This window comes from Enterobacter sp. RHBSTW-00901, assembly GCF_014103115.1.
Lineage (GTDB): Bacteria > Pseudomonadota > Gammaproteobacteria > Enterobacterales > Enterobacteriaceae > Enterobacter > Enterobacter cloacae_P.
Map to the genome: position 1 here is coordinate 1,768,917 of NZ_JABXPB010000001.1, position 20,355 is coordinate 1,789,271.

Here is a 20,355-nt window from a genome sequence, read left to right on the forward strand (position 1 = left end):
CTATCATCCGCCCTCTCCCCAAAGTGGCGAGGGTCAGGGAGAGGGGAAATTAATACTGATTAATTTAATATAAACTTCATTATTTACCCTTAATATGCCCAAACCATCTACACTGTAATGTCCACGTCATATTCACCTGAATCACTCCAGTTCAGGTGAAATTTCCCTGTGCAACAACAAAAAATTCAGAAAAATTCAAACCACGCTCAGCCCTTTACTCATGGGAAATTCAGCCACTTCACCTGCAGCAAAATTCACACCATAAGTAGCCTCAGGGTTGTCTCAGATTCTCAGTATGTTAGGGTAATACCCGCTAACTATTTACCATGGTAATCATATCGACATAAACAAATAACAGGACATTCTCTATTGCATGGCAATTAAATTAGAAGTGAAAAATCTTTATAAAGTATTTGGTGAGCATCCGCAACGTGCTTTCAAATATATCGAAAAAGGACTTTCGAAAGAGCAAATTCTGGAAAAAACCGGGCTATCGCTTGGCGTTAAAGACGCCAGTCTGGCCATTGAAGAAGGCGAGATTTTCGTCATCATGGGGTTATCCGGTTCGGGTAAATCCACTATGGTTCGCCTTCTCAATCGCCTGATTGAACCCACCCGTGGACAGGTGCTGATTGATGGTGTGGATATCGCCAGAATATCAGATGCTGAGCTCCGTGAGGTGCGCAGAAAGAAGATTGCGATGGTGTTCCAGTCATTCGCGCTGATGCCGCATATGACGGTATTAAATAATACCGCCTTTGGCATGGAATTAGCAGGCATTGCGGCCGATGAGCGCCAGGAAAAAGCGCTGGATGCATTGCGTCAGGTAGGTCTGGATAATTATGCTCACGCATACCCGGATGAACTTTCCGGCGGGATGCGTCAGCGCGTGGGATTAGCCCGCGCATTAGCCATTAATCCAGACATTTTATTAATGGATGAAGCGTTCTCGGCGCTTGACCCGTTAATTCGTACCGAGATGCAGGATGAGCTGGTAAAATTACAGTCGAAACATCAACGTACCATTGTCTTTATTTCCCACGATCTCGATGAAGCGATGCGTATTGGCGACCGTATTGCCATTATGCAAAATGGTGAGGTGGTGCAGGTCGGCACGCCGGATGAAATTCTGAATAATCCGGCGAATGATTATGTGCGTACCTTCTTTCGCGGCGTGGATATTAGCCAGGTCTTTAGCGCCAAAGATATTGCCCGCCGTACCCCGAACGGCATTATCCGTAAAACACCAGGTTTCGGTCCGCGCTCCGCACTCAAGCTTTTGCAGGATGAAGACCGCGAATACGGTTATCTGGTTGAACGCGGTAATAAATTTGTAGGCATCGTCTCGATTGATTCCCTGAAAACCGCACTGAGCGAAAATCAGGGAATTGATGCGGCGCTAATCGACGCGCCGCTTGCCGTAGATGCCGAAACGCCGCTCAGCGAGTTGCTCTCTCACGTGGGTCAGGCACCGTGTGCCGTGCCGGTAGTGGGTGCAGAACACCAGTACGTCGGCATCATCTCAAAACGCATGTTGCTGCAGGCTTTAGACCGCGAAGGGGCAAACAATGGCTGATCAATCGAACCCGTGGGGAACCACTGAGGCAGCGGACAGCGCTGCACAATCTGCCGACGCGTGGGGGTCATCGACACCTGCGCCAGCCGATGGCAGTTCGGCAGACTGGCTCAACAGCGCCCCAGCGCCTGCGCCAGAACACTTCAATATTATGGATCCGTTCCACAAAACGCTGATCCCGCTGGATAGCTGGGTCACGGAAGGGATCGACTGGGTGGTCACCCACTTCCGTCCGGTATTTCAGGGGATCCGCGTCCCGGTGGATTACATCCTGAATGGCTTCCAGCAGCTGATGCTGGGGATGCCCGCACCAGTAGCTATCGTGCTGTTCTCGCTGATCGCCTGGCAGTTTGGCAGCGCAGGTATGGGTATCGCTACGCTGATCTCGTTGATTGCCATTGGTGCCATTGGCGCGTGGTCACAGGCGATGATCACCCTGGCGCTGGTCCTGACCGCCCTGCTCTTCTGCGTGGCGATCGGTTTGCCAATGGGGATCTGGCTGGCGCGAAGCCCGCGGGCAGCGAAAATTATTCGTCCGCTGCTGGATGCGATGCAAACCACTCCGGCGTTTGTTTACCTGGTACCAATCGTGATGCTGTTTGGCATCGGTAACGTGCCGGGCGTAGTGGTGACCATTATCTTCGCCCTGCCGCCGATTATTCGTCTGACCATTCTGGGGATTAACCAGGTGCCTGCCGATCTTATCGAGGCATCACGCTCGTTTGGGGCCAGCCCGCGTCAGATGCTGTTTAAAGTCCAGCTCCCGCTGGCCATGCCAACCATTATGGCAGGCGTCAACCAGACGCTGATGCTGGCGCTCTCAATGGTGGTGATCGCCTCGATGATTGCCGTAGGTGGTCTCGGCCAGATGGTACTGCGCGGTATTGGCCGTCTCGATATGGGACTGGCGACCGTGGGCGGCGTAGGCATCGTGATCCTCGCCATTATTCTTGACCGCCTGACCCAGGCTGTCGGTCGTGATTCACGCAGTCGCGGTAACCGTCGCTGGTATACCACCGGCCCTGTCGGATTACTCACCCGTCCATTCACCAAATACTAAGGAACAACGATGCGACAGAACCTGTTTTTTGCCACAGCGTTTGCCACCCTGGTCTCCACCAGCGCCTTTGCCGCTGACCTGCCTGGCAAAGGCATTACCGTGCAGCCGGTGCAGAGCACCATTTCGGAAGAGAGTTTCCAGACCCTGATCGTCAGCCGCGCGCTGGAGAAGCTGGGTTATACGGTCAATACGCCGAGTGAAGTAGATTACAACGTGGGCTATACCTCGATTGCCTCCGGGGATGCGACCTTTACCGCCGTGAACTGGCAGCCACTGCACGACGATATGTATGCCGCCGCCGGTGGTGACAAGAAATTCTACCGCGAAGGGACCTTCGTAACCGGTGCAGCGCAGGGTTATCTGATCGACAAGAAAACTGCCGACCAGTATCACATCACCAATATTGAGCAGCTAAAAGATCCGAAGATCGCCAGACTGTTCGACACCAACGGTGACGGTAAAGCCGACATGATGGGCTGCTCGCCGGGCTGGGGTTGTGAAGCGGTGATTAACCACCAGAACAAAGCCTTCGATCTGGCGAAGACCGTCGACGTAAACCACGGCAACTACTCCGCGATGATGGCCGATACCATTGCCCGCTTTAAAGAGGGTAAACCCGTCATCTATTACACCTGGACTCCGTACTGGGTGAGCGACGTGCTGAAGCCGGGCAAAGACGTGGTGTGGCTGCAGGTACCGTTCTCCTCCCTGCCAGGCGAGCAGAAAGATATCGACACTAAGCTGCCAAACGGCATGAATTACGGCTTCCCGGTAAACACCATGCATATTGTTGCCAACAAAGCCTGGGCAGAGAAAAACCCGGCGGCGGCAAAACTGTTTTCGGTGATGAAATTGCCGCTGGCGGACATCAACGCCCAGAATGCCATGATGCATGACGGAAAATCGTCTGAAGCGGATGTTAAAGGCCACGTCGACGGCTGGATCAAAGCCCACCAGAAACAGTTTGACGGTTGGTTGAAGGAGGCGCTGGACGCGCAGAAGTAATCATTTCACTTCCCTCTCCCACCGGGAGAGGGAAGCTAAACCGCACAAACCATCACTTAACAATCCCCCAACATTCACCATCATTCGTTATTATGGTTCTGGAAAAATAATCACTTAATTCACGATCCCTGAACCTAATGACAAAAACAACTCACGGGCTTAGCCCGGCACTCATCCTTTTAATGTCCGTGGCAACGGGTCTGGCTGTCGCCAGTAACTACTACGCACAACCTCTGCTTGATACCATCGCCCGCGCGTTTAACCTCTCCGCCAGCTCAGCAGGTTTTATTGTCACCGCCGCACAGCTTGGCTACGCCGCAGGGCTGCTGTTCCTGGTACCGCTGGGCGATATGTTTGAACGCCGGATGTTGATTGTCTCCATGACCCTGTTGGCCGCAGGCGGGATGCTGATCACCGCCAGTAGTCAGTCGTTAACGATGATGATTATCGGCACCGCCCTGACGGGGTTGTTCTCTGTCGTGGCACAAATTCTGGTACCGCTCGCCGCCACGCTCGCCTCGCCGGAAAAACGCGGCAAAGTGGTAGGCACCATCATGAGCGGCCTGCTGCTGGGGATTTTACTGGCGCGTACCGTTGCGGGACTGCTGGCAAGCCTGGGTGGCTGGCGCACCGTTTACTGGGTAGCCAGCGTACTGATGGTGGCGATGGCGCTGGCGCTGTGGCGTGGGCTGCCAAAAGTGAAGCCGGAGAATCACCTGAACTACCCGCAGCTTCTCGCCTCGGTTTTCAGCCTCTTCACCCAGGATAAACTGCTACGCACCCGCGCGCTGCTGGGATGTTTCACCTTTGCTAACTTCAGTATTTTATGGACGTCGATGGCATTTCTCCTTGCCTCGCCGCCGTTTAACTATTCCGAAGGGGTGATTGGCCTGTTTGGTCTGGCTGGCGCGGCGGGCGCGCTGGGTGCGCGTCCGGCTGGCGGGCTGGCCGATAAAGGCAAATCCCACCTGACCACCTCCACCGGGCTGGTTTTACTGCTGCTTTCCTGGACTGCTATCTGGTACGGACATACCTCTGTACTGGCGCTGATCGTTGGTATTCTGGTGCTCGACCTCACCGTGCAGGGTGTGCATATTACCAACCAGACCGTCATTTACCGCGTGAAGCCAGAGGCGCGTAACCGCCTTACTGCCGGGTATATGACCAGCTATTTTATCGGTGGTGCTGCGGGTTCATTAATTTCAGCTTCGGCGTGGCAGCACGCGGGCTGGTCAGGCGTATGTGCAATAGGGGCAATTGTGGCCGCACTGAATCTGCTGGTCTGGTGGCGTGGGTTTCATCGCCAGGAGTCAATCCACTAAGTTTTACACTGCTTTAGGCCTCTTATGGGTATAAAGGGGCCTTTCAGTCTGTTAATGTTAATGTAATCATTTATCCCAGAAATTTTAATGTGGGTGACATATTTACAATCGGCATGAATAGTTCAGAACCCCGTCCTCACATCCTCTCTTCCGGGGGCAAATCCCTCGTCCTTTCTGTGCTCACCGGGTCACGGACTTACCCGGCGCTTTCTGATGGTGTCATAAATTTGGCGGATATAACCGCACAAATAATTCATTTACATTATTTGTCACCATCGTTACTATATCGGCTGTAATTAATGAGGTTATACCCAAATGGATAGTTCGTTTACGCCCATTGAACAAATGCTTAAATTCCGCGCCAGTCGTCATGAGGACTTCCCGTATCAGGAAATCCTGCTGACCCGCCTGTGCATGCACATGCAGGGGAAGTTACTGGATAACCGAAATAAAATGCTGAAAGCTCAAGGGATTAACGAGACGTTGTTTATGGCGTTGATTACGCTGGAGTCTCAGGAAAACCACAGTATCCAGCCATCAGAGCTGAGCTGCGCGCTGGGTTCGTCCCGTACCAATGCCACCCGTATTGCTGATGAGCTGGAAAAACGCGGCTGGATTGAGCGCCGTGAAAGCGACAACGATCGCCGTTGTCTGCATTTGCAACTGACTGAAAAAGGTCACGAATTCCTGCGTGAGGTGTTACCACCTCAGCACAACTGTCTGCACAAACTCTGGTCTGCCCTCAGCACCGCCGAGCGCGACCAGCTTGAGCACATCACTCGCAAGCTGCTTACCCGTCTGGATCAGATGGATGAAGATGGCGCTATTCTTGAAGCGCTGCGCTAACGCGACGACACGCTCGATTATCCAGATTAGAAAAGAAAACTGACAGGCCAGCACGTCACACTGCTGGCCTTTCTGACAACAGGTCGGCTCAGCCGATGTGAAAATAAGAAGATCGTGGAGAACAACAATGAGCGCAAATGCGGAGAATGCAACCCCGCAGCAACCGGCCAACAAGAAAGGCAAACGTAAGAGCGCCCTTCTTCTGCTGACCTTGCTCTTTATTACTATTGCCGTGGCATATGGGATCTACTGGTTTTTAGTATTGCGTCATGCTGAAGAGACGGACGACGCATACGTGGCAGGGAACCAGGTACAAATTATGGCGCAGGTGTCGGGCAGCGTGACGAAAGTCTGGGCTGACAATACCGACTTTGTGCAACAAGGGGATGTGCTGGTTACACTCGACCCGACCGACGCCCAGCAGGCGTTTGAAAAAGCACAGACAGGGCTGGCTTCCAGCGTCCGTCAAACCCGCCAGCTGATGATCAACAGTAAACAGCTTCAGGCCAGCATTGATGTGCAAAAAACCGCGCTGACCCAGGCGCAGAGCGACCTCAATCGTCGTGTTCCTCTCGGCACCGCCAACCTGATTGGCCGCGAAGAGCTGCAACACGCCCGTGATGCCGTTGCCAGCGCACAGGCACAGCTGGATGTGGCGATCCAACAGTACAACGCCAACCAGGCGATGGTACTCGGTACCAGTCTGGAAAACCAACCGGCGGTAAAACAGGCGGCGACTGAAGTGCGCAACGCATGGCTTGCCCTGCAGCGTACCAAAATTGTCAGCCCAATGACCGGATACGTCTCCCGTCGTTCCGTCCAGCCAGGCGCACAGATTAGCCCAACAACACCGCTAATGGCGGTAGTACCGGCAAACAATCTGTGGGTGGATGCCAACTTCAAAGAGACGCAGCTTGCCCATATGCGTATCGGCCAGACGGCGACAGTTATCAGCGACATCTACGGTGATGACGTGAAGTACACCGGTAAAGTAGTGGGTCTGGATATGGGGACCGGCAGCGCCTTCTCCCTGCTGCCCGCGCAGAATGCCACCGGTAACTGGATCAAAGTGGTCCAGCGTCTGCCCGTGCGTATCGAGCTGGATGCAAAACAGCTCGCTGACCACCCGCTGCGTATTGGCCTCTCTACGCTGGTAACGGTTGATACTGCCAACCGCGATGGACAGATCCTGGCAAGCCAGGTACGTAGCAGCCCGGCTTATGAAAGTAACGCCCGTGAAATTAGCCTCGATCCGGTCAACAAACTGATCGATGACATCGTGAAGGCAAACGCCGGTTAATCCGAAGGTGAGCGTTATGCAACAGCAAAAGCCGCAAAAACCGCTGGAAGGCGCGCAACTGGTCATTATGACTATTGCGCTGTCACTGGCGACATTCATGCAGGTGCTGGACTCCACCATCGCAAACGTGGCGATCCCCACTATCGCCGGGAACCTTGGCTCATCACTGAGCCAGGGAACCTGGGTCATTACCTCGTTCGGGGTGGCGAACGCTATCTCCATTCCGATTACCGGCTGGCTGGCAAAGCGCGTCGGTGAGGTGAAGCTGTTCCTCTGGTCAACCATCGCCTTTGTGCTCGCCTCCTGGGCGTGCGGCATGTCCACCAGCCTGACGATGCTGATTTTCTTCCGCGTCATTCAGGGGATTGTGGCCGGGCCATTGATTCCGCTGTCACAGAGTTTACTGCTGAACAACTATCCGCCTGCCAAACGCTCTATCGCGCTGGCGCTGTGGTCAATGACCGTGATTGTTGCGCCGATTTGCGGGCCTATTCTGGGCGGCTATATCAGCGATAACTATCACTGGGGTTGGATCTTCTTCATCAACGTACCGATTGGTGCCATCGTCGTCATGATGACGTTGCAGTCGCTGCGTGGCAGGGAAACGCGAACCGAACAGCGGCGCATTGACAGCGTGGGCCTGGCGTTATTGATCCTCGGCATCGGTAGCCTGCAGGTGATGCTCGACCAGGGTAAAGAGCTGGACTGGTTCAACTCACGGGAGATCATCATCCTGACGATTGTTGCGGTGGTATCGCTCAGTTTCCTGATTGTCTGGGAGCTGACCGATGATAACCCGATAGTCGATCTCTCGCTCTTTAAGTCGCGAAACTTCACCATAGGCTGCCTGTGTATCAGCCTCGCCTACATGCTCTACTTCGGTGCCATTGTTCTGCTACCGCAGTTGCTGCAGGAGGTATATGGCTACACCGCAACCTGGGCGGGTCTTGCCTCTGCACCGGTTGGATTGATTCCGGTTCTGCTGTCGCCGATTATTGGCCGTTTTGCCCATAAGCTCGACATGCGCAGGCTGGTGACGTTCAGCTTTATCATGTACGCCGTGTGCTTCTACTGGCGCGCGTATACGTTCGAACCGGGAATGGACTTTGGCGCATCCGCCTGGCCGCAGTTTATTCAGGGCTTTGCCGTAGCATGCTTCTTTATGCCACTGACGACCATTACGCTTTCCGGTTTGCCACCTGAACGAATGGCGGCAGCGTCCAGCCTGTCGAACTTTACCCGTACGCTGGCAGGCTCCATCGGGACGTCGATCACCACCACCCTGTGGACCAACCGTGAATCGATGCACCATGCCCAGTTGACCGAAGCGGTGAACCCGTTCAACCCGAACTCCCGGGAGATGTATAACCAGCTTCAGGGAATGGGAATGACGGAGCAGCAGGCCTCCGGCTGGATTGCACAGCAGATCACTAACCAGGGGTTGATTATCTCTGCAAATGAGATTTTCTGGATATCGGCAGGGATCTTTATCATTCTGCTCGGCCTGGTGTGGTTTGCCAGACCGCCGTTTGGTGCCGGTAGCGGTGGTGGTGGTGCGCACTAACCCACGTTGTCCAAAACGCGACAGCGATTGTCAGTTCCGATAAAGCAGCGCTCCTGAGATCAATTCACGATAGTGAAAAGACAACAGGAGCGCATCATGCTGAACACACCCGCCGACAAATACCAGCCTTTTCCCGCCATTTCTCTGCCCGACCGTCGCTGGCCTGAGCAACGCATTACTCATGCGCCGCGCTGGCTCTCTACCGATTTACGCGACGGTAATCAATCCCTCGCCGAACCGATGGACAGCACACGCAAGCTGCAGTTCTGGGATCTGTTGCTAAGCTGCGGGTTCAAAGAGATCGAGGTCGCCTTCCCTTCCGCTTCGCAAACCGACTTCAACTTTGTTCGCCAGTTGATCGAAGAAAACCGCATCCCGGATGATGTGACCATCCAGGTATTAACGCAGGCACGGGAAGATCTGATCCTTCGCACCTTTGACTCCCTGCGCGGCGCGAAGCAGGCTACTGTTCATCTGTATAACGCGACTGCACCGCTGTTCCGCCGCCTGGTGTTCGGTATGGAGAAAGCCCGGATCGTCGAGCTGGCAACCCGTTCCACGCACCTTATCCGTAAGCTTTGTGAAGAGAACCCCGACACCCGCTGGCAGTATGAATACTCCCCGGAAACCTTCTGCTTTACCGAGCCGGAGTTTGCGCTGGAGATTTGTGAAGCCGTGGCGGAAATCTGGCAGCCGTGCCATGAGCGACCGATGGTGATTAACTTACCCGCCACTGTAGAAGTGAATACGCCGAATGTGTATGCCGACCAGATTGAGTATTTCTGTCGCCACTTTAGCCGTCGTCGCGATGTCTGCATTAGCGTTCACCCGCATAACGATCGCGGCACTGGCGTCGCCAGTGCCGAACTGGCGGTAATGGCAGGAGCTGACCGTGTCGAAGGCTGCCTGTTTGGCAATGGAGAGCGCACGGGTAATGTCTGTCTGGTAACGCTGGCAATGAACCTCTACAGCCAGGGGATCAGCCCTGAGCTGGACTTCAGCGATATGAACCGCGTGGTGGAAGTCGTGGAAACCTGCAACCAGTTGCCAGTGCATCCGCGCCATCCGTGGGCAGGACGACTGGCCTACACCGCCTTCTCGGGCTCACATCAGGATGCGATCAAAAAAGGCTTTGATGCCCGTAGCCCCGGCGAACGCTGGGAGATGCCTTATCTCCCCATCGATCCGCAGGATATTGGGTGTACTTACGAAGCGGTGATCCGCGTGAACAGCCAGTCCGGTAAAAGCGGCAGCGCCTGGCTTATTGAACAGAATCATGGTCTGAAATTGCCTCGTGTCCTGCAGCAGGACTTTAGCCAGTACGTACAGCAGGAAACGGATAAACACGGGAAAGAGATGACGCAGAATGCGCTGTGGCAACTGTTCCGCAGCCGCTATGGACTGGTGGTGACACCGCGCTTTTCCCTGCAATCTTACCTTAGCGACAGCCAGCAGGACGGGCAGTTACGTCTGACGGCAAACATCATCGCACAAGGGGAAGTGCGCCAGCTTGATGGCCAGGGAAATGGACTATTATCCGCCGCCGCTAACGGCCTGAGCCGCTGGGTTAACGCCCCGTTTGTGATTAAGGATTATCATGAACATACCCTGGGAGAACGTAGCGACAGCCGCTCTGTGGCGTATATCCGCTGTCTGTTCCAGGACGGCAGTAGCCGCTGGGGAGTCGGCATTGACAGCGACGTGGCACGCGCGTCTCTTCAGGCACTATTGAACGCCATCAGTTAGCTGTCTTTGAAGTAATCGCTGGGTGAAATTCCCATCACCCGGCGAAACATCACCGTAAAGGCGCTGTGGCTGCCGTAACCCAGATCCAGAGCCACACGTAACACAGGCTGGCCCTGCGCCAGCCGCTGTAGCGCTTCCAGTAATCTCGCCCTTCTTACCCACTCGCTGTAGCTTAACCCCGTCTGCGTTTGAAAATGGCGATTCAGGGTTCGCTCACTCATGCCGATCAGGCTGGCGGCCTGCACGCTGCTCCAGCTTTCTCCCGCCGTCTGGCGGATCTGCTTGCAAAGATTTCGCAGCGTTTCACTTTCCGGCTCCGGCAGGTGAAACGGTAGTACCGGCATCACGCGAATTTCATCCAGGATCAATTCATACACCCGCTCATCCCGGCTGCCTGGCGAGTACGACTCCGGAAGCGTAAGAGAGGCGAGGATCAGTTCGCGTAATAGTGGAGAGATCTGCACGATCTGGCAGGTCGCCGGGAGATCGGCACGGGCCAGCGGATCGATAAACAGCGTACGTGCGGCAACATGACCGGTGATGTGCAGGGAATGCCGTGTACCCGCAGGCAGCCAGACGCCGCGACCCGGTGGGACAACCCAACAGCCAGAGGCAGTATCCACCCTCACCACACCACTCAGGCAGTGCAACAGCTGTGCGCAGTCATGTTGATGCCAGGGTTCACTGTCGCCATGAGCATAATCATGCGCAAACGGTACCAGGGGACGATGGACAAAGGAGAAGGTCGAGGTTGTGGTCATGGGGTTAAACAACCCTTACCCTCTCCCGGTGGGAGAGGGCGAAGGCGCACTAGATGTGCAGTTCCTGCAGTTTTTCTTTTGGCAGGGCCAGCTCTTCATTGCTGTTCACACGAACATCACGCTCAATGATGTGGCGCGCGATTTCCTGCGCTTCTTCCAGAGAGTGCATCTGGTAAGTCCCGCACTGGTAAATGTTCAGTTCAGGGATCTGATTCTGCTCTTTCACCTTCAGCACGTCTTCCATTGCTGCTTTCCAGGCTGCTGCAACGCGCGTCTCTTCAGGCTGACCAATCAGACTCATGTAGAAACCCGTGCGGCAGCCCATTGGGGAGATATCAATAATCTCTACGCCGTTGCCGTTCAGGTGGTCACGCATAAAACCGGCAAACAGGTGCTCCAGCGTATGAATGCCTTTTTCAGGCATCACTTCTTTGTTCGGCACGCAGAAACGCAGATCGAATACGGTGATCGTGTCGCCGTGCGGAGTGTGCATGGTCTTCGCCACACGTACAGCAGGTGCTTCCATACGGGTATGGTCGACGGTAAAGCTATCTAATAACGGCATACGTCACCTCCGATAGTGATTTTTTTAAAAAAAACTGAACTCTTCGACAGAATGCGCGTCTGAGTATATGAAAGACGCGCATTTGTTATCATCATCCCTGAATTCAGAGATGTATATTTTGGCCACAGCGATGTGGCCTTTTTCTTTTTGGTTCAAACCTGCTTCGCCAGAAACGCCTCAAACGACTCAGTATCCGCCGCTTCGACCTCTTTCTGACGTATGACAGAAGCGTCTCGTTCTGCCATAAAATCCGCTTCACTCAGGATTTCTAGCGGCTCCTGCATCAGCATTTCCCGGTATTGCGCAGAGAGCGAACGCCCTGTACCGCCGATACCCTGATCAATCATAGAACGCAGAATACGTGCTGAGAATGTCAGTTCAGGGTTATCAAAGCATTCGACCAACTGGTCGCAAACGTTTTGATACTCTTCACCGCCGTATACGCTGTCCATTGTCTGGGCAACACGTTTCAGGTCACGGAACAGATCTTTACCCACTTTTGGCAGCGGGAACTGCGCCGCTTCACAGCCGATACCCAGCGTCAGACCCGGCTTACGCCCTTCCAGAATCACGCGATTCCAGTTAGTACGGGTGCAGAGCAGTTCATCTGAACTCATTTCAGGCGCATCGGCCAGCACGCACCAGACCATAAACAGATCAAGGAAGCGAACCTGCTGCTCATCAACACCAATCGGTGAGAACGGGTTAATATCCAGCGAGCGCACTTCAATGTATTCAATACCGCCGCGCTGCAGCGCATCAGACGGTGTTTCACCGCTGCGCGTGACACGCTTCGGACGAATGGGCGCGTACAGCTCGTTTTCAATTTGCAGCACGTTGCCGTTGATTTGCAGGCGCTTACCGTCTTTTTCGAGACCGATTTTCTCGTACTCTTCCGACGGCGTTTTAATCGCGCGCTTCAATCCTGCCACATATTCATGCAATTCGTTAAACGTAATACCGAGATTGCTTTGCGATTTATTGGTATAACCAAGATCGCTCAGGCGCAGAGACGTGGCATACGGCAGGTAGTACATCCCGCATTCGGTCTTCTCGAACGGCAGCGTGGTCGGTTTTCCCTGCAGGAATGATGAACAAATCGCAGGTGACGCGCCAAACAAATAAGGAATGACCCAGCCGAAACGATAGTAGTTACGGATCAGGCGGAAGTAGCCTGCGGAGATCGCTTCTTTATCCGTTTCGCCGCATTTCGCCTGCCAGAACGCCATCGGCAGAGAGAAATTGTAATGCACCCCAGAGATGGTCTGCATCAACGCGCCGTAGCGGTTTTTCAGCCCTTCACGGTAAAGCGTTTTCAGCCGACCGATATTCGACGTGCCATACTGCGCCAGCTCAATCTCCTGCCCCTGCTCGATATAGCACGGCATACTGAGCGGCCACATGCGCTCATCGCCCAGATTACGGGCGGTAAAGCGATGGACGTCGCGCAAGATCGTCAGCATATGATCAATATCGCCATCCACCGGAGTGATAAACTCCAGCAGCGCTTCGGCGAAATCGGTTGTGATCCATTTATGTGTCAGCGCCGAGCCTAACGCCTTCGGGTGACCCGTTGTGGCTAAGCTGCCATCTGCGTTAACGCGCAGCGTTTCACGCTCAAGCCCACGCTGAATACCCTTCAGAGCCTGAGGGTGGTTTTCCAGCCAGGCCAGCGCCTGTGATACGTCCGGGATCAAATTGACCTCCCGCCTGTCAAAGTATTGTTACTCAGCATAATTGTAATGGTTGACGATTGAAGGTCGCTAAATCACTCCACCAATTAGTGCCACCACGTCATACCCTGTAGTGTTACCCATGCCACGAGAACATAGCGCAACGCCTTGCCAAGGCACAAAAAAAAGAGAACCGGTCCCCAGGAGATGCGCATCCATCCCGCCAGCAGACACAGTAAATCACCTATTACAGGCATCCAGCTTAATAACAGCGTGGCAGCGCCATAGCGTTTTAGCCAGCCGACTGCCTTTTCCTGCCAGCGTGATTTTTCACGCAGCGGGAAGAAACGCCCAAGAATAACGTTAGTCAGCCCTCCAAAGCTATTACCCATTGTTGCTATTAAGACGAGCAACCAGGGCTGACTGGCACCAGACAACAGCATCGCTACCAGCACCACTTCCGAATTTCCCGGTAAGAGCGTGGCGCTTAAGAAGCTGCTGGCGAATAATGAGGCAAGTGACAGCGCGTCACTCACAGTAAGCGAACGTCCACCGCATCCATTCCGGCATTACGCGCGGCCTGAATACCAAAATCTGCATCTTCAAAAACAACGCATTTTGCCGCAGGTACACCCATGCGTTCTGCGCAAAGCAGAAAGGTGTCTGGTGCGGGTTTGTGGTTTTTAACATGATCGGCGGCAACCACAGCGGAAAAATAGTGACGCAAGCCAAGATGGTTGAGCAACGCTTCTGCGATTGAGCTTTCGCTGCCCGTGCCAACCGACATCGGCCGACGTCCGTGCCACTCCTTAACAACATCTATTAGCGGCAATGGACGTACGGTATCTAAAAGCATCGCCTTTACCGCGTCAGTTTTTTCACGTGCGAGCAGGTGCGGGTCGAGATCGGCCTGATTCATTTCAATCACGGCCTGCGCAATACGCCAGGTTGGGGATCCGTTGAGGGCAACCATTGCCTGGAGATCGAAACGCATGCCGTAACGTCCAAGGACTTCAGTCCAGGCTTTACGATGCGTGGGTTCAGTATCCAGGATGGTACCATCCATATCGAAGATCAAACCGTCATACTGTGCGTACATCGTGCTCTCGCTAAACGATTAACAAAGCATTACTTTATCGTAAATGGTGGTTTTTGTCGCTGATTGCGAAATGATAACAATGAGAGTGATTAAGAACTGAACACAAGGAGAATGACAAGAAGAGATGGTGCATCCGGGAGGATTCGAACCTCCGACCGCTCGGTTCGTAGCCGAGTACTCTATCCAGCTGAGCTACGGATGCATCGGAAAATGCTTTTAGAAACAGTAAATGGTGCATCCGGGAGGATTCGAACCTCCGACCGCTCGGTTCGTAGCCGAGTACTCTATCCAGCTGAGCTACGGATGCATCAGGGTACTGCTTTCAGAAATAGTAAATGGTGCATCCGGGAGGATTCGAACCTCCGACCGCTCGGTTCGTAGCCGAGTACTCTATCCAGCTGAGCTACGGATGCATCGGGATTTACTACTGTACTACTCGATATTCATATCACTTCGAAAGCAATATGAAGTAATAGATGGTGCATCCGGGAGGATTCGAACCTCCGACCGCTCGGTTCGTAGCCGAGTACTCTATCCAGCTGAGCTACGGATGCAAAATGGCGGTGAGGCGGGGATTCGAACCCCGGATGCAGCTTTTGACCGCATACTCCCTTAGCAGGGGAGCGCCTTCAGCCTCTCGGCCACCTCACCACACAACGCCTCTTTCGAGTGCTTCGAGTAACTCGTTAAGAGCTTCTCGTCGCTGCGTGGCGCATATATTACTTTCTGGGACTTATAAGTCAAACAATTTTCCACACGCTTTTATCGTTTGCACAAATCGCACGCAATTCGCATGTAAAAGCCGCAAAGAGGGTGTTTTATAAGCGGATTTTGCAGGCATCTTCACAGAAATCTATTGAGGGAATGACGGCGTTTGGTCGAGATAAGGGTAAGGGAGTGGTTAAAAACAGAGCGGTTGAAATCAAACGGTAACTTTAAGCAGGAAAAATTGCGGGAGAGGTTGCGTCTCGCCCGACAGCGAGACGCGATAATATCAGTAACTGGACTGCTGGGATTTTTCAGCCTGGATACGCTGGTAGATCTCTTCACGGTGGACAGATACTTCTTTAGGGGCGTTCACACCAATACGAACCTGGTTACCCTTTACCCCTAAAACTGTCACGGTGACCTCATCCCCAATCATGAGGGTCTCACCAACTCGACGAGTCAGAATCAGCATTCTTTGCTCCTTGAAAGATTAAAAGAGTCGGGTCTCTTGTATCCCGGCATTATCCATCATATAACGCCAAAAAGTAAGCGATGACAAACACGTAAAGTGTAAGCAGTCACGGCATTACATTCTGTTAAACGTAAGTTTAGCCGATATACACAAACTCAACCTGACTTTATCGTTATCGATAGCACAGTGAACAAGACGCCATAACGTTGCCGCTATGGCGTCTGCTTGTGCTTTGTAATTATTACAGTTTCGCGCTTACCCAGCCTTCAACGCTGGCCAATGCCGCAGGAAGTGCCGCCGCATCCGTACCACCAGCTTGCGCCATGTCCGGACGACCGCCCCCCTTGCCGCCCACCTGCTGAGCGACCATACCAATCAGTTCCCCTGCTTTAACGCGGTCGGTCACATCCTTAGAGACGCCCGCAATCAGAGAAACCTTACCTTCTGCCACCGTCGCCAGCACGATAACTGTGGAACCAAGCTGGTTCTTCAGATCGTCGACCATAGTGCGAAGCATTTTAGGCTCAACACCGGCCAGGCAGCTGACCAGCAGTTTGACACCCTTAATCTCTACCGCTTTGCTGGAGAGGCTTGCGCTCTCTTGTACTGCTGCCTGCTCTTTCAACTGCTGCAGCTCTTTTTCCAGCTGACGGGTGCGATCCAGCGCAACACGCACTTTCTCACCCAGATTCTGGCTATCGCCTTTCAGCAACTGTGCGATGTCGTGCAGTTGGTCGCTCTGCGCATGCAGGCTGGCAATAGCACCTTCACCGGTCACCGCTTCAATACGACGAACACCTGCCGCCGTACCTGATTCAGAAACGATGCGGAACAGACCGATATCACCCGTACGGGAAGCGTGAGTACCACCGCACAGTTCGGTGGAGAAGTCGCCCATGCTCAGTACGCGAACACGTTCGTCATATTTCTCACCAAACAGTGCCATCGCACCTTTCTTCTTCGCCGCTTCGAGCTCCATGATATGAGTTTCGATTGGCAGGTTACGACGGATCTGCGCGTTGACCAGATCTTCCACCGCACGGATTTCAGATGGCTTCATCGCTTCGAAATGAGAGAAGTCGAAACGCAGAACCTTATCGTTAACCAGAGAACCTTTCTGTGCAACGTGGGTACCCAGAACATCACGCAGGGCTGCGTGCATCAGGTGCGTTGCGGAGTGGTTCAGACGAATACGTGCACGGCGAACTTCATCAACGTTAGCCTGAACGCCCTCACCCACTTTCAGAGAGCCGGAAACCAGTTTGCCCTGGTGACCAATAGCCTGACCGTATTTCTGGGTGTCAGTAACGTTGAAGCTAAAGCCGTCGCCTTTCAGTTCGCCTTTATCGCCAACCTGGCCGCCAGATTCGGCATAGAACGAGGTTTTGTCCAGAATCACAACCGCATCCTGGCCTGCGCTGATGCTGTCTACGGCTTTACCGTCAACAAACAGAGCGGTCACTTTGCCGGTCAGTTCCAGATTTTCGTAGCCTTTGAATTCAGACGCACTCTCAACGCGGATCATCGCGTTATAGTCTGCGCCAAAACCGCTGGATTCACGCGCACGACGACGCTGCTCTTCCATCGCAGCTTCAAAGCCCGCTTCGTCAACTTTGATGTTGCGCTCACGGCAAACGTCTGCCGTCAGGTCAACCGGGAAGCCGTAGGTATCGTACAGGCGGAAAGCGGTTTCGCCATCCAGCGTGTCGCCCTTGAGCTTAGCCAGCTCGTCATCCAGCAGCGCCAGACCACGCTCCAGAGTACGGGCAAACTGTTCTTCTTCGGTTTTCAGAACCTGTTCAACCTGCGCCTGCTGGCGTTTCAGTTCATCGCCCGCAGCGCCCATCACGCCAACCAGTGGCCCAACGAGTTTATAGAAGAAGGTGTCCTTCGCACCCAGCATGTTGCCATGACGGATAGCACGACGAATGATACGACGCAGCACGTAACCACGGTTTTCATTCGACGGAATAACACCGTCGGCAATCAGGAATGCACAGGAACGGATATGGTCTGCGATAACGCGCAGAGATTTGTTGTTCAGATCGGTTGCGCCCGTCACATCAGCAACGGCTTTGATCAGAGTACTGAACAGGTCAATCTCATAGTTGGAGTTAACGTGCTGCAGAACAGCCGCGATACGCTCCAGACCCATACCGGTATCAACGGACGGCTTCGGCAACGGCTCCATCGTACCGTCAGCCTGACGGTTGAACTGCATAAAGACGATGTTCCAGATCTCAATGTAGCGATCGCCATCTTCTTCAGCACTTCCTGGCGGGCCACCCCAGATGTGGTCACCGTGATCGTAGAAGATCTCGGTACATGGACCACAAGGGCCCGTATCGCCCATCTGCCAGAAGTTGTCAGACGCGTAAGGTGCGCCTTTGTTATCGCCGATGCGGATAATACGTTCGCGCGGGATACCAACTTCTTTTTCCCAGATTTCGAAGGCTTCGTCATCGGTTTCATAGACGGTAACCCACAGACGCTCTTTCGGCAGGTTGAACCAGTTTTCACCGGTCAGCAGTTCCCATGCATACTGGATGGCGTCGTGTTTGAAATAGTCGCCGAAGCTGAAGTTGCCCAGCATTTCGAAGAAGGTATGGTGACGCGCGGTGTAACCGACGTTTTCCAGGTCGTTGTGTTTACCGCCCGCACGCACGCAACGCTGTGAGGTTGTGGCGCGGGAATAATTACGCTTGTCGAGACCAAGGAATACATCCTTGAACTGGTTCATCCCGGCGTTGGTAAACAGTAGAGTCGGGTCGTTGTTCGGTACCAGGGAGCTGCTGGCAACAACCTGGTGTCCCTTACTATGGAAAAAATCGAGAAACGCCTGACGGATCTCAGCGGTGCTCTTGCTCATAATTATCCTGAAATCAAGCTAACGAAATGTCGTAGCAAGCCTGTACTGTTAAACAGTTGAACAGACCAGCTACTGGAAAAAGTGGGAATAAGATAAGTTTTCTTTAGTGGGAAGTAAAATCCCGCATGCGTTCAATCGGTAAAATTGCGCCAGATATCCTGAATATCTTCCATCAGGAAGCCGCGGTAGAGCAAAAAGCGCTGAATTTTGATTTTGTCTGAAAATTCACGCGGCAGCGGTTCACCATATTTACGCATCGCCTGTTCTCTTGCCAGTTCGCACCAGTCGGTATCGCATTCGCGCATCGCTTTTTCAATGGATTCACGGGCTACGCCTTTCTGATTAAGCTCCTGGCGGATGCGCACGGGGCCGTATCCTTTGCGGCCACGGCTGGCGAGAAACCGGGAAGCAAAACGGTCATCATCCAGATAGTGATGCTCGTAGCACCAGGCAATCACGCGGTCGTAATCTTCCGTGGTAGCATCAATCTCTTCCGGCCCATTTTTGCTCATGATGGGGGCGGAAAGTTTCCGCCGCAACTCTTGTTCGCTGTGGTCGCGCACAGCAAGAATACGTACCGCACGATCCAGTAAACGTGCGTACGCAGGACGACGAGTTGTCGGTTCACTCATAAAAAACCTGCTGGTTCAGAAATGCAAAAAGGGCCGCATCAGCAGCCCTTCGTCTTTACACGAAACATTAAAAATCTTCGTGGGTTTCTTCAGCATCCGCGCTATCAACTGCGAAGTCTGGTGTGGCGTCCTGGTTGTTCAACAGAAGCTCACGCACTTTCTTCTCAATTTCTTTCGCCGCAGCCGGGTTCTCTTTCAGCCAGCCAATTGCATTGGCTTTACCCTGACCGATCTTATCACCGTTGTAGCTGTACCATGCGCCCGCTTTTTCAATCAGCTTCTCTTTCACGCCCAGGTCAACCAGCTCGCCGAAGAAGTTGATACCTTCGCCGTAGAGGATCTGGAATTCAGCCTGTTTGAACGGTGCAGCGATTTTGTTCTTCACCACCTTCACGCGAGTTTCGCTACCGACCACGTTCTCACCCTCTTTCACCGCGCCGATACGGCGGATATCCAGACGGACAGAAGCGTAGAATTTCAGTGCGTTACCACCGGTCGTGGTTTCCGGGTTACCGAACATCACACCAATTTTCATACGGATCTGGTTGATGAAGATGAGCAGCGTATTGGACTGCTTCAGGTTACCGGCCAGCTTACGCATCGCCTGGCTCATCATACGCGCCGCGAGGCCCATGTGAGAGTCACCGATTTCACCTTCAATTTCGGCTTTTGGCGTCAGTGCGGCAACGGAGTCAACCACGATAACGTCAACGGCACCTGAGCGTGCCAGCGCATCACAAATTTCCAGCGCCTGTTCACCGGTATCCGGTTGAGAACACAGCAGGTTATCGATATCAACGCCCAGTTTGCGGGCATAGATTGGATCCAGCGCATGCTCGGCATCGATAAACGCACAGGTTTTACCTTCGCGCTGTGCCGCAGCGATAACCTGCAGCGTCAGGGTGGTTTTACCGGAAGATTCCGGTCCGTAGATCTCTACGATACGGCCCATTGGCAAACCGCCAGCACCCAGTGCGATGTCCAGAGAAAGCGAACCGGTGGAGATGGTTTCCACGTCCATTGAACGGTCTTCACCCAGGCGCATGATGGAGCCTTTACCGAATTGCTTTTCGATCTGGCCCAGTGCTGCCGCCAACGCTTTCTGTTTGTTCTCGTCGATAGCCATTATTACTCCTGTCATGCCTGGAGAAGCGACT

The 20,355-nt window shown here is 53.5% G+C and carries 17 protein-coding genes and 5 tRNA genes; 8 read left to right on the forward strand and 14 right to left on the reverse strand.

Annotation, left to right across the window (positions count from 1 at the left end; genetic code table 11):
• Positions 1–373 precede the first annotated feature (373 nt).
• The 8 genes from proV (at position 374) to leuA (ending at position 10,419) form a co-directional block, all read left to right on the forward strand.
• Positions 374–1,576 carry a glycine betaine/L-proline ABC transporter ATP-binding protein ProV gene (proV, locus tag HV318_RS08450; RefSeq protein WP_182272398.1) on the forward strand — a complete coding sequence of 401 codons (1,203 nt, stop codon included), beginning with the start codon at positions 374–376 and terminating at the stop codon, positions 1,574–1,576.
• Entirely contained in the window at positions 1,569–2,636 is a 1,068-nt protein-coding gene (gene proW / locus HV318_RS08455; protein ID WP_182272399.1) for a glycine betaine/L-proline ABC transporter permease ProW, read from the forward strand. The genes proV and proW overlap by 8 nt, the downstream gene beginning before the upstream one ends.
• 9 nt (positions 2,637–2,645) lie before the next feature.
• Positions 2,646–3,641, forward strand: coding sequence for a glycine betaine/L-proline ABC transporter substrate-binding protein ProX (gene proX / locus HV318_RS08460; RefSeq protein ID WP_182272400.1), 996 nt, complete (start codon positions 2,646–2,648; stop codon positions 3,639–3,641).
• Between the two features lie 137 nt (positions 3,642–3,778).
• Positions 3,779–4,963, forward strand: coding sequence for an MFS transporter (locus HV318_RS08465; protein ID WP_182272401.1), 1,185 nt, complete (start codon positions 3,779–3,781; stop codon positions 4,961–4,963).
• A 315-nt stretch (positions 4,964–5,278) separates the two neighbouring features.
• Complete coding sequence (mprA, locus tag HV318_RS08470) at positions 5,279–5,809, forward strand: transcriptional repressor MprA (protein ID WP_182272402.1); 531 nt, start codon at positions 5,279–5,281, stop codon at positions 5,807–5,809.
• A gap of 127 nt (positions 5,810–5,936) precedes the next feature.
• A complete protein-coding gene (gene emrA, locus HV318_RS08475) occupies positions 5,937–7,109 on the forward strand; it encodes a multidrug efflux MFS transporter periplasmic adaptor subunit EmrA (protein WP_182272403.1) in 1,173 nt (390 codons plus the stop codon).
• A gap of 16 nt (positions 7,110–7,125) precedes the next feature.
• Positions 7,126–8,673, forward strand: coding sequence for a multidrug efflux MFS transporter permease subunit EmrB (gene emrB, locus HV318_RS08480; RefSeq protein ID WP_182272404.1), 1,548 nt, complete (start codon positions 7,126–7,128; stop codon positions 8,671–8,673).
• A gap of 96 nt (positions 8,674–8,769) precedes the next feature.
• A complete protein-coding gene (leuA, locus tag HV318_RS08485; RefSeq protein WP_182272405.1) occupies positions 8,770–10,419 on the forward strand; it encodes a 2-isopropylmalate synthase in 1,650 nt (549 codons plus the stop codon).
• Here the strand turns inward: leuA and HV318_RS08490 are convergent.
• From HV318_RS08490 to recA, 14 genes are all read right to left on the reverse strand, one after another.
• Positions 10,416–11,180 (reverse strand): AraC family transcriptional regulator, encoded by a 765-nt coding sequence (locus HV318_RS08490; RefSeq protein ID WP_182272406.1) that lies wholly within the window; start codon positions 11,178–11,180, stop codon positions 10,416–10,418. The two genes, leuA and HV318_RS08490, sit on opposite strands and share 4 nt — an antisense overlap.
• Before the next feature lie 49 nt (positions 11,181–11,229).
• A complete protein-coding gene (gene luxS / locus HV318_RS08495; RefSeq protein ID WP_182272407.1) occupies positions 11,230–11,745 on the reverse strand; it encodes an S-ribosylhomocysteine lyase in 516 nt (171 codons plus the stop codon).
• Positions 11,746–11,897: 152 nt separating this feature from the next.
• Positions 11,898–13,442, reverse strand: coding sequence for a glutamate--cysteine ligase (gene gshA / locus HV318_RS08500; protein WP_182272408.1), 1,545 nt, complete (start codon positions 13,440–13,442; stop codon positions 11,898–11,900).
• Positions 13,443–13,525: 83 nt separating this feature from the next.
• Positions 13,526–13,954, reverse strand: coding sequence for a YqaA family protein (locus tag HV318_RS08505; protein WP_182272409.1), 429 nt, complete (start codon positions 13,952–13,954; stop codon positions 13,526–13,528).
• A complete protein-coding gene (gene yqaB / locus HV318_RS08510) occupies positions 13,951–14,517 on the reverse strand; it encodes a fructose-1-phosphate/6-phosphogluconate phosphatase (RefSeq protein ID WP_182272410.1) in 567 nt (188 codons plus the stop codon). Before yqaB ends, HV318_RS08505 begins: the two co-directional genes overlap by 4 nt.
• A gap of 125 nt (positions 14,518–14,642) precedes the next feature.
• A tRNA-Arg gene (locus tag HV318_RS08515) sits at positions 14,643–14,719 on the reverse strand.
• 28 nt (positions 14,720–14,747) lie between these two features.
• Positions 14,748–14,824: transfer RNA gene (locus HV318_RS08520), tRNA-Arg, on the reverse strand.
• 29 nt (positions 14,825–14,853) lie between these two features.
• Positions 14,854–14,930 (reverse strand) — tRNA-Arg (locus tag HV318_RS08525).
• A gap of 64 nt (positions 14,931–14,994) precedes the next feature.
• Positions 14,995–15,071: transfer RNA gene (locus HV318_RS08530), tRNA-Arg, on the reverse strand.
• Positions 15,072–15,075: 4 nt separating this feature from the next.
• A tRNA-Ser gene (locus HV318_RS08535) sits at positions 15,076–15,168 on the reverse strand.
• Between the two features lie 343 nt (positions 15,169–15,511).
• Positions 15,512–15,697: a carbon storage regulator CsrA gene (gene csrA, locus HV318_RS08540; protein ID WP_000906486.1), complete on the reverse strand. Its 186-nt coding sequence runs from the start codon at positions 15,695–15,697 to the stop codon at positions 15,512–15,514.
• Positions 15,698–15,938: 241 nt separating this feature from the next.
• On the reverse strand, positions 15,939–18,566 hold the full coding sequence (alaS, locus tag HV318_RS08545; protein ID WP_182272411.1) for an alanine--tRNA ligase: 2,628 nt from the start codon (positions 18,564–18,566) through the stop codon (positions 15,939–15,941).
• 131 nt (positions 18,567–18,697) lie between these two features.
• Positions 18,698–19,198: a recombination regulator RecX gene (gene recX, locus HV318_RS08550; protein ID WP_182272412.1), complete on the reverse strand. Its 501-nt coding sequence runs from the start codon at positions 19,196–19,198 to the stop codon at positions 18,698–18,700.
• Between the two features lie 67 nt (positions 19,199–19,265).
• Positions 19,266–20,324, reverse strand: coding sequence for a recombinase RecA (gene recA, locus HV318_RS08555; RefSeq protein WP_182272413.1), 1,059 nt, complete (start codon positions 20,322–20,324; stop codon positions 19,266–19,268).
• Positions 20,325–20,355 lie beyond the last annotated feature (31 nt).

Bases quoted from the DNA above. Each gene is read 5' to 3' on its own strand.
- luxS (WP_182272407.1), bottom strand. From the start codon at position 11,745: ATGCCGTTATTAGATAGCTTTACCGTCGACCATACCCGTATGGAAGCA.
- leuA (WP_182272405.1), top strand. From the start codon at position 8,770: ATGCTGAACACACCCGCCGACAAATACCAGCCTTTTCCCGCCATTTCT.
- recX (WP_182272412.1), bottom strand. From the start codon at position 19,198: ATGAGTGAACCGACAACTCGTCGTCCTGCGTACGCACGTTTACTGGAT.
- csrA (WP_000906486.1), bottom strand. From the start codon at position 15,697: ATGCTGATTCTGACTCGTCGAGTTGGTGAGACCCTCATGATTGGGGAT.
- recA (WP_182272413.1), bottom strand. From the start codon at position 20,324: ATGGCTATCGACGAGAACAAACAGAAAGCGTTGGCGGCAGCACTGGGC.
- proV (WP_182272398.1), top strand. From the start codon at position 374: ATGGCAATTAAATTAGAAGTGAAAAATCTTTATAAAGTATTTGGTGAG.
- emrA (WP_182272403.1), top strand. From the start codon at position 5,937: ATGAGCGCAAATGCGGAGAATGCAACCCCGCAGCAACCGGCCAACAAG.
- HV318_RS08465 (WP_182272401.1), top strand. From the start codon at position 3,779: ATGACAAAAACAACTCACGGGCTTAGCCCGGCACTCATCCTTTTAATG.
- HV318_RS08490 (WP_182272406.1), bottom strand. From the start codon at position 11,180: ATGACCACAACCTCGACCTTCTCCTTTGTCCATCGTCCCCTGGTACCG.
- proX (WP_182272400.1), top strand. From the start codon at position 2,646: ATGCGACAGAACCTGTTTTTTGCCACAGCGTTTGCCACCCTGGTCTCC.
- proW (WP_182272399.1), top strand. From the start codon at position 1,569: ATGGCTGATCAATCGAACCCGTGGGGAACCACTGAGGCAGCGGACAGC.
- alaS (WP_182272411.1), bottom strand. From the start codon at position 18,566: ATGAGCAAGAGCACCGCTGAGATCCGTCAGGCGTTTCTCGATTTTTTC.
- yqaB (WP_182272410.1), bottom strand. From the start codon at position 14,517: ATGTACGCACAGTATGACGGTTTGATCTTCGATATGGATGGTACCATC.
- emrB (WP_182272404.1), top strand. From the start codon at position 7,126: ATGCAACAGCAAAAGCCGCAAAAACCGCTGGAAGGCGCGCAACTGGTC.
- mprA (WP_182272402.1), top strand. From the start codon at position 5,279: ATGGATAGTTCGTTTACGCCCATTGAACAAATGCTTAAATTCCGCGCC.